At 54.7% G+C, this 13,534-nt stretch carries 11 protein-coding genes and 3 pseudogenes; 9 read left to right on the top strand and 5 right to left on the bottom strand.

From position 1 onward, the window contains the following. A pseudogene (locus tag GCT13_RS44440) lies at positions 1-783 on the top strand (IS3 family transposase); the annotation flags it as partial. A gap of 7 nt (positions 784-790) precedes the next feature. Continuing rightward, positions 791-1,300, top strand: a pseudogene (locus GCT13_RS44435) (IS5 family transposase); the annotation flags it as partial. 758 nt (positions 1,301-2,058) lie between these two features. On the opposite strand, the pseudogene ccsB reads toward GCT13_RS44435, so the two are convergent. Both ccsB and GCT13_RS44425 read right to left on the bottom strand, forming a co-directional pair. After that, a pseudogene (gene ccsB / locus GCT13_RS44430) lies at positions 2,059-3,150 on the bottom strand (c-type cytochrome biogenesis protein CcsB); the annotation flags it as partial. A gap of 315 nt (positions 3,151-3,465) precedes the next feature. Then, positions 3,466-3,777, bottom strand: coding sequence for a high-potential iron-sulfur protein (locus GCT13_RS44425; RefSeq protein ID WP_152768066.1), 312 nt, complete (start codon positions 3,775-3,777; stop codon positions 3,466-3,468). A gap of 140 nt (positions 3,778-3,917) precedes the next feature. Here GCT13_RS44425 and GCT13_RS50225 point away from each other — a divergent pair, with 140 nt between their 5' ends. Continuing rightward, on the top strand, positions 3,918-4,484 hold the full coding sequence (locus tag GCT13_RS50225; RefSeq protein WP_321575028.1) for a transposase: 567 nt from the start codon (positions 3,918-3,920) through the stop codon (positions 4,482-4,484). A 496-nt stretch (positions 4,485-4,980) separates the two neighbouring features. On the opposite strand, the gene GCT13_RS44415 is transcribed toward GCT13_RS50225, so the two are convergent. Both GCT13_RS44415 and GCT13_RS44410 read right to left on the bottom strand, forming a co-directional pair. Further along, positions 4,981-5,442, bottom strand: coding sequence for a hypothetical protein (locus GCT13_RS44415; RefSeq protein WP_152768065.1), 462 nt, complete (start codon positions 5,440-5,442; stop codon positions 4,981-4,983). 158 nt (positions 5,443-5,600) lie between these two features. Further along, entirely contained in the window at positions 5,601-5,903 is a 303-nt protein-coding gene (locus tag GCT13_RS44410) for a DUF3331 domain-containing protein (protein WP_227747340.1), read from the bottom strand. 763 nt (positions 5,904-6,666) lie between these two features. On the opposite strand from GCT13_RS44410, the gene GCT13_RS44405 reads away from it, so the two are divergent. Continuing rightward, positions 6,667-7,356, top strand: a complete 690-nt coding sequence (locus GCT13_RS44405) for a cytochrome b/b6 domain-containing protein (protein ID WP_193727949.1) — start codon at positions 6,667-6,669, stop codon at positions 7,354-7,356. Positions 7,357-7,403: 47 nt separating this feature from the next. Here GCT13_RS44405 and GCT13_RS44400 read toward each other — a convergent pair whose 3' ends face one another. After that, positions 7,404-8,414: a VTT domain-containing protein gene (locus tag GCT13_RS44400; RefSeq protein WP_152768062.1), complete on the bottom strand. Its 1,011-nt coding sequence runs from the start codon at positions 8,412-8,414 to the stop codon at positions 7,404-7,406. A gap of 1,286 nt (positions 8,415-9,700) precedes the next feature. Between GCT13_RS44400 and GCT13_RS44395 the strand changes: the two genes are divergently transcribed. The 5 genes from GCT13_RS44395 to GCT13_RS44375 all read left to right on the top strand — a co-directional run. Then, on the top strand, positions 9,701-10,297 hold the full coding sequence (locus GCT13_RS44395) for a TetR/AcrR family transcriptional regulator (RefSeq protein ID WP_193727948.1): 597 nt from the start codon (positions 9,701-9,703) through the stop codon (positions 10,295-10,297). Between the two features lie 466 nt (positions 10,298-10,763). Next, entirely contained in the window at positions 10,764-12,074 is a 1,311-nt protein-coding gene (locus tag GCT13_RS44390) for a sensor histidine kinase (RefSeq protein ID WP_193727947.1), read from the top strand. Positions 12,075-12,137: 63 nt separating this feature from the next. Further along, entirely contained in the window at positions 12,138-12,773 is a 636-nt protein-coding gene (locus GCT13_RS44385) for a response regulator transcription factor (protein WP_227747338.1), read from the top strand. A gap of 111 nt (positions 12,774-12,884) precedes the next feature. Further along, positions 12,885-13,217 (top strand): carboxymuconolactone decarboxylase family protein, encoded by a 333-nt coding sequence (locus tag GCT13_RS44380; protein WP_152768058.1) that lies wholly within the window; start codon positions 12,885-12,887, stop codon positions 13,215-13,217. A gap of 32 nt (positions 13,218-13,249) precedes the next feature. After that, a partial coding sequence (locus GCT13_RS44375; protein ID WP_152768057.1) for a transposase occupies positions 13,250-13,534 on the top strand: 285 nt, incomplete at its 3' end.

The raw sequence follows: 13,534 nt of genomic DNA, 5'->3' as shown, positions 1-13,534 counted from the left end.
GAGCGCCAGGCCGAGCGCGAAATGGCTGCAGGAACAGACACACGTCAAAGCAGCATTCGCCGCGAGCGGCGCGAGCTATGGTAGCCGCCGCGTGATGCATGCACTGCGGGAACAAGGGCTACGAATTGGTCGTTACCGGTGCGTACGGTGATGCGAGAAGCGGGCCTGCGCACGAGCTGGAAGCGCAAGTTCGTCTCGACGACCGACAGCAGGCATACGCTACCTGTGGCAGAGAACGTGCTGGCCAGACAGTTCGATGTGCCCGAGCGTAATCGCGCATGGGTTTCGGACATCACGTATGTTCGCACGGCGCAGGGCTGGCTCTATCTGGCGGTCGTGCTGGACCTGTACTCGCGCAAGGTGGTTGGCTGGTCAATGGCACCAACCATGCCGGCTGGACTGGTGATGTCGGCGTTGACCATGGCGCTACAGCAGCGTCGGCCAGCGCCGGGACTGGTTCTGCATTCGGACAGGGGCAGCCAGTATGCAAGCGATGAGTACCAGGCCTTGCTGAAGCAGCATCACGTGGTTTGCAGCATGAGTCGCAAAGGAAATTGCTGGGACAATTCGGTGATGGAGAGATTCTTCCTGAACCTCAAAATGGAGCGTGCGTGGCAGCGTCAGTACGCCAACCACGATGAGGCACGGCGCGACATCAACCAGTACATTGTCGCTTTCTACAATCCGGCGCGCTTGCACTCCACTTTGGGCTATCTGTCGCCCGCCGCCTACGAGGCCAAACCGATAGCGAAAGAACCTATCTGCCTGTCCGAAATAAGTTGACCACTACATTCTGGATGGTCGCACCATGCAGTCAACCTGCGAGAGTGGTCCGCGCGCGGGCTATGACGGGTATAAGCGCAAACGCGGCAGCAAGGTCCATATCGCAGTCGACACGCTGGGACATTTGCTGGCGGTGCATGTAACACCGGCCAATGAACAGGAGCGCGCGCAGGTAGCAGAACTCGCGCGTCAGGTGCGGGAAATTACGGGACAGACGGTCAAGGTGGCATTCGCGGATCAGGGATACACGGGCGAAGAGACCGCACAGGCCGCAAGCGATGAAGGCATTGACCTGCAGGTCATCAAACTGCAGGAAGCAAAGAAAGGTTTTGTATTGCTGCCCCGGCGATGGGTGGTCGAGCGCAGCTTTGGCTGGCTCAACCGCTTCCGCCGCCTCGCGCGGGACTATGAACGACTACCCGAAACTCTTGCTGGACTTCATTTCGTGGTGTTCGCCATGCTTATGCTCGTGCACGCAGTCCCGGTACTTCAAGGTTCCCAACACGCTCTAGCATGAAGTGCTTGCGGCATCACCATGAGGGCTTTCCACTGCAGGCAGGGTCACCTTACACAAGGCACGGCTTTTCGAGCGTTAGAGACCGCCGAACGCGTCGGATATACGAGGGCACGCCATTCCCGTTCTTCCCTGCCACCGCCAGCCCAGTGCGATATCAGCTGACAGCGCCGCATCCAGCGTCTTCCGGCCAAAATTGAAGGTGACGGCCTCGCCACCAAAATTTTATTTGACGGGCTCGCAACCATCGATCCAGTGAGACATGCATCCCGACGAGGCCGAAGTGTACATTCTGGCGCAGCGGACATCATCTCCCGTCGCGGACAGTCGTTGACACACCAGATCCAGACCATCGCGACGCGGGTACCATTCGCCGCCTGCACCGGCACATCGACCGGCAACGCCGCGCCAACACTCCCGGCAACTATCACTCGGACGGCACCGCAAAGAAGGGCTGCCGTAACCGGGTGCGCTCACACCGACAACTGCAAAGCAGGCCCCGACCTAGGAAAGTTGCATCGGTGGCCCTGGCAGGCAGGGGTATTGGCGTCACGCGAATTTCATGCTCAGCAAGGCCCCGGTTTGGCGCAACGATGGCGTCTCTCCGAAATCTTTGCAACGAAGCTACGAAAGCAGCATCAGCGTGCGGGCCTGAACGCTTCATGAGCGAGTCGCGGCGGCACTGCATAAGCCTCTCCGTGCACACCGCCATTAGTGCACGACCCGTAGGACGCGAGTGCCTACGAAGCCGCACACCCCCTTCAGAGTTTCCCGTAGCTATGCAGCCCCGAAAGAAACATATTGACGCCGATAAAGGCGAATGTTGTGACCACTAACCCCGTCAACGCCCACCATGCCGCGGGCCTGCCCCGGAGGCCCTTAAGCAGACGCATATGCAACCAAGCAGCGTAGTTCAGCCATACTATTAGCGCCCAAGTTTCCTTGGGGTCCCAACTCCAGTACCCGCCCCACGCTTCCGCCGCCCATAACGCACCGAGAATCGTCGCGATGGTAAAAAATGTGAATCCCACAGAAATTGACTTGTACATCACATCGTCTAGTACTTCGAGCGCCGGGAGCCGATCATCCAGGATGCCCTTGTCTTTCATCAGATAGGCGACGGCAACCATCGCGGATAGAGCAAAAGTGCCGTACCCGATGAAGTTCGCTGGTACGTGTATTTTCATCCACCAGCTCTGGAGCGCGGGGACAAGCGGCTGAATTTGCTGGGCATCTCGCGATATTGAATACCACATCATAAATACAACTGCGGCGCTAATCACGAGCAGCACAAAAGCTCCGAGCGCATGGGTGTTGTAATGCCTCTCGTAATAGAGATAGAAAAGCGCTGTGATGAGGTTGAACAGTATGAAGACCTCGTACAGGTTCGAGATAGGGATATGGCCAATGTCCGGTCCGATCAGATAGGACTCGTACCAGCGCACCATCATCCCGACGAAGCCCATCAGAACAGCGCTCCAGGTGAGCTTCGATGCGATTGCGCCCGCCGATGACGAGCGAGCTAACATAGCGATCCAGTAGAACAGTGTTGCGAGGACAAATAGTGCGCTCATCCACAGAATCGCGGATTGACTCGATAGAAGGTACTTCAGGAAAAATGCGTGATCAGCTCGACCGAGAACATCGCCGTACAGGTTAATCGCAAACACGGATAATGCAGCGATACCGACCATCAGCATGCGCGCCGGCTTCCAACGCCATCCCAGCGTGGTAAGCGCAGGAATCGCGCATATCAACACCAGTCTGTCGTAAAAATTCATGTGCGAGTGATACTTGGCCAGCGCGAACGCCGCCCCGCAGGCTAAGGTCACTGCGAACAGCACATCAAGAAGCAACGTCTTCGGGGGGATCCTCGGTTGCCAGACCGCAATGCGTGAAGAGGGCGCGACTACCACCTTCTTGTCGCGCAATGATGGGCGATGCGGAACATCTGATGTCACGTCCATTTTCGACCTCGATCATGGGAATATGCCACGTAGGCCGTTCGCCCTAATGTAGGGTGCATCGGAGACAGGCTTTCGGGCAGGCCACGTCTCGGGCGGCTATGAGCCCCTTGCATTTGGCTCGGCGCCGCCGGAAAACGGGAAATACGATCACACGGTTTGTTGCAGAACTAGCGATTCGCGCAGGCCGAAACCGGCCGTGAGTTACCCTCTCTTCGCATACCCATTGCACCAGCCAGCCCCTTCGACGGTCTTGCCCGTGAACAGCGGGCAGGCGGCAGTCTTTGCAGATGCACTGCCCTGGTAGAATTGACAGTTCGCACAGTTCTGGCCGGCGGCGTACTTCGGAAACTTGGCTTTGTCCACCTTGGTCGCATCCACTCGATAGCCGAGTGCGACCGCGCTCGGATCAGTCTCAGACAGTTCTTCAGCTGCATGAGCGACGAGCGGAAGAAAAGCGCTCGACACTAACCCTACAACGCTTTGTACGATGAACTCACGGCGACACGATTTCATTTTCAACCTCCTCGTTGGCTTGCTCGGCGATGTCGGCTATTCAGGAGACTTTCTTGGATGAGAATCTGGAACAGCCTAAACAATCTAATCACTGACACTGCCCGTCAGAACGTACCGTATCGGCAACCTGACATGACAGCATGTCACACCAGCAACTGATGGTATGGCGATGCGACTTAAGTCGCAACGTCCCGTGGGTATCGGGCTTATATACTGCCGCATACGATTTCGGCATGAACGCTTTGGCGCTCGCTAGGACACCGATGGCGAGATTCGTGCTCGACGCGGGCCGAAGCCTGTTCCGGAGCATGCTGCAGTACAAGGCCGATTACGCCGGCGTGTGGTGCGAGGACGTCGATGAGAGTTACTCCATTCAGAACTGCATCTGTTGTAACAGGCGCGCTGGCCCTAAGGGTCGGCAGGGCCTCGGAATAAGTGAACGGGCATGCGTCGAATGTGGTGCGTATCATCATCGCGACCTTGATGCGGCAGTAAGCATTCTCGTGGCGGGACGCCGCCGCCTTGTAGAAGAAATCCTGATCCTTCCGCGCATGGCACGGCAGCCAACCACAGAGAGTGCGGAGGACGTCAAGAGCGTCTTCGCGGCGGATGCTCCGTTCAGGCCGCAGAACAAAATCGAACGAGACTTGTCACTCCGCCATCTGTTACAGCGTAACGAACCATCGCGAGGTGGTCGAAGTCGGTGATAAGCTTACCTTGACGACACCCCTGTCGTCGGACTAGAAAGGAATTGGCCCGCTTACCGGCGGGCTCTTTTTTTGCAAAAAAGCCTCTGACAGAAGAACCGAAAACGCGGGCTATAGCAGCAGAACCGAAAGCGCGAAACCCCGTATCAAAAGTTCTCGTATTGGTGCCTCATAAACAAGCGACGCTTATGCTCAGTTCAAAAAAGATTGCGCCGACCTCAGGTGCGTTCGGCCCGATTAGAGGATCGCGAAAAGAACTGACGGTTCGTGCAAAACCGGCCGTGGCTCAAAGATGGCCTAGAGGGAATCCGGACGAGCAAAAATGGATTGCTCGATTCAGACGCAGATCATCACCCCGGTATTGCTGTATGGGTGCAACTATTATGGCTGGACGCCGCGGTCTTGCGAAATAAACCGTCGTCCGTTCTGCGCCTCGCGCAGCACACAACTTCTAGCCTGAATGCAGGGACAGTAACGACGCTCAAGCACACTCGGTTTAGGCAGAGTTTTTAGCAACAAGAGTAGGAGTTAGCGATATCCAAAGTGTCAATACTTTAAGCAAAAGATCAATCACCAATACACTAAAGACCAGCGGAGACGATTCATACGCCATCGGCAGCGCCTGCGCAACAACTATCGAGCTGACCGCACAGAGGAAAATAAACATAACCCTAGCCAACCGCATCTTGAATATCGTCGCGATGGCTAACGCGACCCAAATCAAACGCCCCGCGACCGAAGCGAAACGCTCTGTCGATGATTGTGCGAGGAACAACTCGAGTGGCAACTCCAGTATCGACCACACTGCAACAGAAAGCGGAAGCGTGCGCTGTGCGCTTCGTAGTATTATGAGCAACAGACTAGCGATCACCCCCCCCTCTTCCCCGCGGAACGACTTCATTCGACCAGCTACGTATTCGAGACGTTTCTCTATATTACTTAGACGAGTAGTCGACATGCTCGCTCCGGTGTTCTATGACCTGTGACGCCCGCGCCATGGCTTCGTAGCTGGCTCATTTAGCGGCGGAGAAATGCGACCATCTGTGCCACAACTAGCGCAGCTATTCTTCCGACCGCCACAGAAGACGCGCGATCACTTTGATCGATTCCCCGCGATCACCGTCGTGAATTCGGTATATGCACGCACGAGGCAAGGATCATTCGATGACTGTTTGCCGGTGCGCGCGTCTCGCTCACCCATGGTCGAAAAACTGAATCCCCAATCTTGATCGGTCTACCGCTTAGCGCGCAGAATGATCGGCCGTGTGCGAGACCCATCCTCCAGACCTGCTCGCCAAAATACCCTGTAGTCGAGTCGCTCCAGCAGATACTAAGCGTGACCGATGAAAGCCGCTCAACTATCGAGATCCTTGCGGGCAACAGTTCTTTCTTGGGCGCTTCCTTTTCCACCTGGCACATCAGGGCTTTCGTTCGACGGAATTTCTTCTTTTTAACAAGCGTCACCTTTGGCGCTGGTTGTGGCGCCAAAAGGCAAAGCAACGCTCTCTCAATAATGTCTTCGCGAGCTTCTAGAGTCATTTGACACCTTCTTCGTTGACGACATCAGAATTGGTGAACTTTCTCGATCCCGATTACACAAGCACTGTGCCTTCTGAGAGGCGAGATTGAGCTTTGTCTTTACGCCCGACGTATGGCGCTTAATTGAGCGGCCCATCGTTGATTACCCCCTGAGTGGACACGGAGGCAATGTTAGCCATCGAGAAGCTACGCTACAATATTCGTCGCGTATCGCTCCCGCATCCGTCGGTATATTCGTCGTCGAATTCCACTACCGATATGAACACAATTGCTCGATCTAGCATTTGCCGGGATCGTTATCATGAAAAGCGCACGTCAACCGGAGCAAGTAGGCCGCCGCCGCGCAAAATGCATCAAGTACCGGGGGCTTGTGCGTTGAATGCGCTTGCATCTTATATACCGTTATCTCTGGACCTTCGGGCATCCGGTGAATTTCCCTTATTTTCGTGCTCACAATGTGACGACACGTATCGCGGCTTGTTCACAACACTTCGGAGAGAATTGCGGCTGGCAGATGTGGAGAAATACCTTGGTATAAGACACCGATACCAAATATCTGCGTCGCGTGCTTATGAACGCCGGCGCCGCGACGTACACTCGTCGCAGCATAAACTCCTGCGATTGTATTGCCCAAAAGGAGCAAATGTTGGATAAGGCATCAAAGTCACTTTCCCCTGAGTGCGAACGCCTGCCCGTGCGGGTATGGGACCGGTCAGTGAGAATCTTTCACTGGTTAATTGTCGGCCTTGTCATCGCGGCGTATGTGACATCCCGGTACAACTGGATGACGTGGCACGTTCGTCTGGGGCAATTAACCCTGACGCTGCTGATCTTCCGCATTCTGTTGGGTTTTTGGGGCAGCGAAACCGCGCTTTTCAGACGGTTTCTCGTACGCCCGTCGAATGTCTTAGCCTACATTCGCCGCTTTTTTTCTCACGCTGGTCCGACGTACGTCGGCCACACGCCCGCTGGCGGATGGATGGTGATTACACTCATCCTTGTACTGTCGATGCAGGTATTGACGGGACTATATGCGTACAACGACGTGGCCCGAGTAGGGCCGATTTTCGGCATTTTCTCTGGCGATACTTCGAATATGTTGGTATCTGTGCACGGGTTATTGTTTACGATCTTGATGACGTTCGTCGCTATTCACATAGCTGTGATTGCCCTTTACCGGATCGTCAAGCGACAAGACCTGATTTTGCCGATGACAACGGGAATACAATATCTACCGCCCGGTTTTCGGAAGCCACGCATGATATCCGCAAGTCGCGCGCTGTCTCTATTTCTTTGCTCCGTCATCATTGCGACGCTGATCTCCCAGCTTTGACGCGCGACGGCACATGCCAGGCGCCGAGTACGACCTGACACCCCGTCTCATGATGCGGATCGGTGATGAATTTTGTCCACCGCTTCGCGCGTCGCCTCGTCAAGCAACAGCGGCTCGAGGGAAAAGCCCGCAGCCCGCCAGGCATCGAGGCCACCGGCGAGTGGAAATACATGGCTGTACCCTTCCGTCTTCATTTGCTCCGCAATTAATGCGGCACTCACTTCGTTCGGACAGTCGCAGTAAATGACAAATTTCCTGCTCCTGTCCAACCCGTCGAGCTGTGCTATCGATGCGCCGTGATCAAGCACAATCGCACCTGGAATCCGCACAGGATCGCTCTGTCGCCTCAGTCCTCGTCGCGCATCTATGATGCAAGGCGGGGGCTTTTGTGTCAGCAGCGCATCAAGCTGCACAGCATCGACCCGAGGCATGCGCAAACGCCGTAGCAGGGTCGCTCGGTGTCGCCATCGAAAACCCACGTAAATAAGCAGGAATATCGCGGCAATGATCACCGCCCCAAAACCGAACCAGTCGAGGACGTTAAGAATCGGTTCTACGGCATCGGCAAACAGCACGCCGAGAGCTACCCCCATGGTCCCCCACAGCGCAGCCCCAACGGCATCGTAAAAGAGGAAACTGACGAGAGATACGCCCATCGCACCGGCGACCGGGATCGCGAGCGTCGAGAGGCCGGGAATAAATTTGGTTACGGCAAGAACACGAACGCCGAACTTTCCAAAAAGCTCGCTGCTCCTGCCCACACAACTGTCCCGCGATATCGACATGCTGCATAGGAATCCCAGCACGCGGCTCCCATATCGTCGTCCGAGCCAAAACCACAACAAGTCACCCACGAGAGCAGAACTCGCTGCAACGAGAACCACATTGAACAGGGTTAGCCTCATCGACCAGACGTTGCCGTGATCGCCTATCAACGAGGTGATGGCGCCAGTAAGTATAAGTGTCGGCATCGCCGGTACTGGCAAACCAAGCGATTCAAGCAATACATTCAGAAAAACCAGCGGCAAACCGTACTCGGCGATCAATTCTCGAAGCATCGATTGAACTCACGGAAGAAGATACGTCATTTGCCAGCACCGCTTCGACTCGACCGCCCTCGAACGCCTGATGCTGCCCCTTGCCTTTTACGGGCAGTTTAGCCTGTAGAAGTACCTCATATATTGCACTCATGTGAGGTTGCCGGCGATGTGATCAAGAATCCCTCAGCCGCGCCGTAGTCACTCGTTGACGGTCACGAAACGGGGTCTGCGTGGCGGACTGCATCAGCCAGCCAGCCCACGCAGGTTGTCCCGGCTCCGCGAAGCATACAGCCGCGATCAAAAGACCGTTAAGGACTCTGCGCAGCTCACGTCCTGAACCGCATCCAGCACGACGACTTAGACGTGAAAAAACTCGCTCATACGGAACAGCAATTCGCTGCCGAAGCGGAAAGCAGGTCTTGCGTGAGCCGCACCAGCGGTCCAATGCGGCCACCGAGAATCTCCAGCAGTTGTCGTTGCTTGTCTCGTACCGTTGATGTCCACCGGCGATCCGACAGAACTGCATCCGCAGCCCTTGTCGATGCCAACGCTCGCGAAGTGCCAACTGCGGCGGCGAGCTCTGCCACCGTCTCGCCAGTCGATAATGGTCGCATGAGATATTGCCCTGCGTTCCGATCTTCCGAGAGAGTCTCTCTCCTGGCTTGAATGAAATTTCCACATCGTTACAGCGTAACGAGATCATTCGACTAACTTGACATGCTTTACGCCCTAGAATTCAGACAATACGAAACCCGCTGTGTGCGTCCTCGGCAGACGTCCATGTATAACATACCGCGGTATATCCGCGCATACGTATGCGGCAACGCGAAAAGCTCAGAACTTGCTAATATCAGCACCGACTTTGTCACTCTTGAAACAGATATCAGTGTGGGGGAAGTGCCGTAGGTCTTGTCGCAACGGTCAACAGACGACGACGTCCTTTCTATGGTGCGTGGACGGGAAATTGTCGCACCGAACGCTCAACGGACTGCGTTATTCGCGTACGCGACCGTCAAACAAGTAATGCGCAGCACTGAGGATTTACGGACCGGCCCATCCGACTCAAATTAAAAGATTGCGTTATTGGGCGATCAATGCGAACCGAGCGTCAATTCCGGTGTAGCACGCCGCTCGTCTTGGAAAATCTCCACGCCTCGGCGCATCGCGATTATCAAAAGTCCCGCCCAACAAGCGACGGAGGCCTTGAAACAGTCGAATTTGGCTCGCTCAAGAATGTTCATCCTTGATGTGATCTTATGCGAACCCGAATCCGGGTTCCTAAACAGTTGAACTTGCGCACAATCATGCCACGTCCCCGAGAATTCAACGAGTTCGACGTTATAGACGCTGCCATCAGCTATTTTGGCGCAAACAACTTCTTGGATGCATCGATGCGCAAACTTGCGCTTCGTGCAGATGTAAGTTGCGGAAGCCTCTACAACGCATTTGGCGACAAGCGGTCACTATTCCGTAGCGCACTCGTCCAGAGTGTCGAGCGAAGCTTCAGGCCGACAATAGAGAGTGAACAAGCGCAACTCTCTCCTTTTCGTAAGATCGAGCGCTTCTTCGCTGAAGCAGTTGACACGTGCGCTCATCCGACGAGAAACGATGCAAAGCTGCTACTCAAGGCCGGTTTCCAAACCGCCAACCTCGATATGGAATGTTGCGCGATCGTCTCAGAGACAATTGACGCGATCGAAAAGTATCTGACTGATTGCGTCTCGGCGGGCCAGCTTGAGGGGGAGATTATCCGCACCCAACCCTCGTCTGACCTTGGGAGCCTCCTCCTGACAAACTTGCTCAGCCTGATCATCCTTTTCCGGCTACGGCCAGAGCGCAGACACCTCGAAGAGGTTGTTCGTCCTACCCTCCATCAACTCAGGACCATAAAGATTGGCTAGCCCAGTCCTCGATAGCTTCAATATTCACGACCATCCACCATGCGGCAGAAACCCGGCTTCCCGTCACACAAAACATACCTTGAGTACCACAACAGGCATGATCGGTAATGGGCATAGCGCGCAGCTACTGGCAATGGTCCAGGTTTTTCAACAACTTTCACGTACTACTAATGACGAGGAAGTTGTCAGAACTTTGTTGAAATGTGCCATATCTATAACAAAGGCACACCGGGTACGACTCATCAGCCACGACGGTGAGACTATGCTCGTCGAATGCGAAGCACGGTGTTCCCAGAATGACGAAGTTACCGTCAATCATTGCCGGCGACCCGTCGAATCGGATGCACTGTTCAGGAAGGTCTTCGACAAGGTTTCGCCAACATGTAGGCCGGTCCTCTTGGGGACTAGATCCCATGAGCGGGAACAAGTCGGCGTAAGCCCACAAACCTATCTCCTTGAAAACCCGATGTTGTGTCTGCCTTTGCTCAACGGTGACGGGAACCGGGAAATTCTCTGTCTCGATACGCAGCCCGACGCACTACCGTTCGATGAGGCTCTTATCTCTTGCCTAAACATTCTTTCAGCGCAAGCCGCGGTAAAACGAGAAAATTTGCGGCTCCATGCACGCATCGCTATCGAGAATAAAACAATCGAAGAGGTCGAAGTTGCGCTATGTGCGAACAAAAAAGAATTGGCTCACATGCAACGAATGAGTCGAACGGGCAGCTGGAGGTGGTGCGCACTTACCAACATGCTCGAAGCATCGTCAGAATTCTTCAGGATATTTGAAATTCCGCATGAACGACGTATGCCGAGTGCAAAACTGATAAATCTGACCCACCCTGACGACCTCCCGCTTGTGCGAATAGCACTCGTGAAAGCCATTGCCGCTCGTCGCGTCTTTAAACTTGAATTCAGGATTGTCGTCGGCTTCGGCGAAATCAAATATGTACAAGTCGAAGGTCACCCGCAAACTGACGACGCAGGAAATCTGCAGTACATCGGAGTAACCGTTGACGTCACGGAACGACGTAACGCGGAGAACGCGCTCCAAGCGGCGCGCGCAGAACTCGCGCGTGCCCATCGCCTCTCCACGATGGGCGAGATGGCAGCATCAATCGTTCACGAGGTGTACCAGCCACTCACGGGAATTATCACGAACGCGGAGGCTTGTCTTAGGTGGCTGTCGAAATCACCTGCCGAAGCAGCTCGGGCACGCGATTCCGCTCGACGCGTGGCTCGAGACGCCCGTCGCGCTGCTGAAGTGTTCAGAGGGCTACGGGCTGTAGCATCCAACTCGGGTATTACTAAGGTTCCAGTGGACCTGGACGATGCTATCAGAGAAGTCACGTTTCTCCTGCAGGGCGAGCTCGACCGCGCAAATATCCGACTGCGCCTGCAAACCGATGTAGCTAAGCCAGTGCTCGGCGACCGCACGCAGATCCAACAGGTTCTCGAAAATCTCCTACGTAATTCTATGGATGCTTTACTATGCGACCTCGGGACACAAAAGTCGCTAATTGTGAGTTCTGCCTCGCATGATACCGCGTTTGCGATGGTGACCGTCCAGGACAATGGATGCGGGTTCGGTGAACACTCTGCAGAGGAGCTTTTCGACGCACTCTTCACAACTAAACCGAATGGAATGGGCATGGGACTCAAAGTGTGTCGCTCCATCGTAGAGGCGCATGGAGGGCTACTTCAAGCCGAACGGCGCGAACAGGAAACCGTATTCCGGTTTACGTTGCCGTATCTAAACGGTACATCAGGTGAATGATGTCCGATCCTAATCTAAAACCAATAAGCGAATATGTCTTCTTCGAAATCGGAGGATTATGATATGGAATCGTCCCCTTTGGTCTATGTTGTCGATGACGACATCTCGGTCAGAGAATCTGTCGCAGATCTGCTGGCAACCGTGGGTTTGGAGGTAAGGCTCTTCAACTCAGCCACGGAAATGATTGACGTGTTGATGAAGAACGCGGATCAGGCCGCCGCGTTGCCGAGCTGCCTCATCTTGGATATTCGAATGCCCGGGATCGGCGGACTCGAGGCCCAAGAGCGCCTCGCCAAGCTCCAGGTTTACATACCAATCGTCTTTATGACGGCGCACGGTGATATTGCGATGACTGTAAAGGCGATGAAGTCGGGCGCCCATAACTTTCTGAGCAAGCCTTTTCGTGACCAAGACATGCTTGACGCGGTACGTTCTGCAATGGTGCACGACCGTGCACGGCGCGAAAGCGAACGAGGCCGTCGAGAGCTGCGTGAACGATACGAGTCCTTGACTGCTCACGAGCGCAAGCTCCTCTCCATGGTCACGGGGGGCATGATGAACAAGCAGATTGCAGCAAAGTTGAATCTCAGCGAGATAACCATAAAAGTGCATCGAGGGCAGCTTATGCGTAAGATGAAAGCAAACACGCTCGTTGAACTTGTCAAAATGGAAACGCGCCTGCCAAAGTCGGATCGGTAAATCACCCTCGGGTCATACAAATCACCTTTTATTCCGACGTCTCTGTCTCCATACAGCATTAGCTACCATTTTTATCGATCGTTTCCGTTGGCCTTTAACCGGAGAAAGTAAATGACCCGTATCGCAATCCCGACGTGCGACGAAACGCCCCTCGCCTCAAAGCCGATACTTGACGCGTTTAACAGACAATTCGGATCTACTCCGAACCTGTTCAGTGTAATGTCTCTCAGCCCGAATGCTTTAACAGGTTGGACGGGGTTTCAGGGAGCACTCGCGAAAACGTTAGATTCAAAGACCAGAGATGGGATCGCACTGCTTGTATCGCAAGTAAATTCCTGCCAATACTGTCTGTCTGCGTACACCTTCTGGGCAACTAATGCCGCTAATCTCAGAGGCGGCTCCGGAAATTCGGACAGTTCATTGAGTGGAAAAGCTGGGGCGTGAGCCTGGCATAATGCCGGCAAAGGAACCAGAAGATGACGAAACGAAACCGACGGACACACTCACCGGCATTCAAGGCAAAGGTGGCACTAGCGGCGCTTAAGGGCGACAAGACGCTGGCAGAGTTGGCCCAGCAATTTGATGTCCATCCGAACCAGATCACGGACTGGAAGAAGCAGTTGCAGGAGCGGGTTGCCGATGTGTTCGACGCGGGCAACGCGCCCCCAGCTGCACCGCCAATCGACGTGAAGGTGTTGCACGCGAAGATCGGACAGTTGACGTTGGAGAATGATTTTTTAGAAAGCGCGCTCAGCAAGGCG

This window comes from Paraburkholderia franconis (assembly GCF_009362735.1).
In the GTDB taxonomy this organism is placed as follows: Bacteria; Pseudomonadota; Gammaproteobacteria; order Burkholderiales; family Burkholderiaceae; genus Paraburkholderia; species Paraburkholderia franconis.
This window is presented reverse-complemented; position numbering and strand designations above follow the sequence as displayed.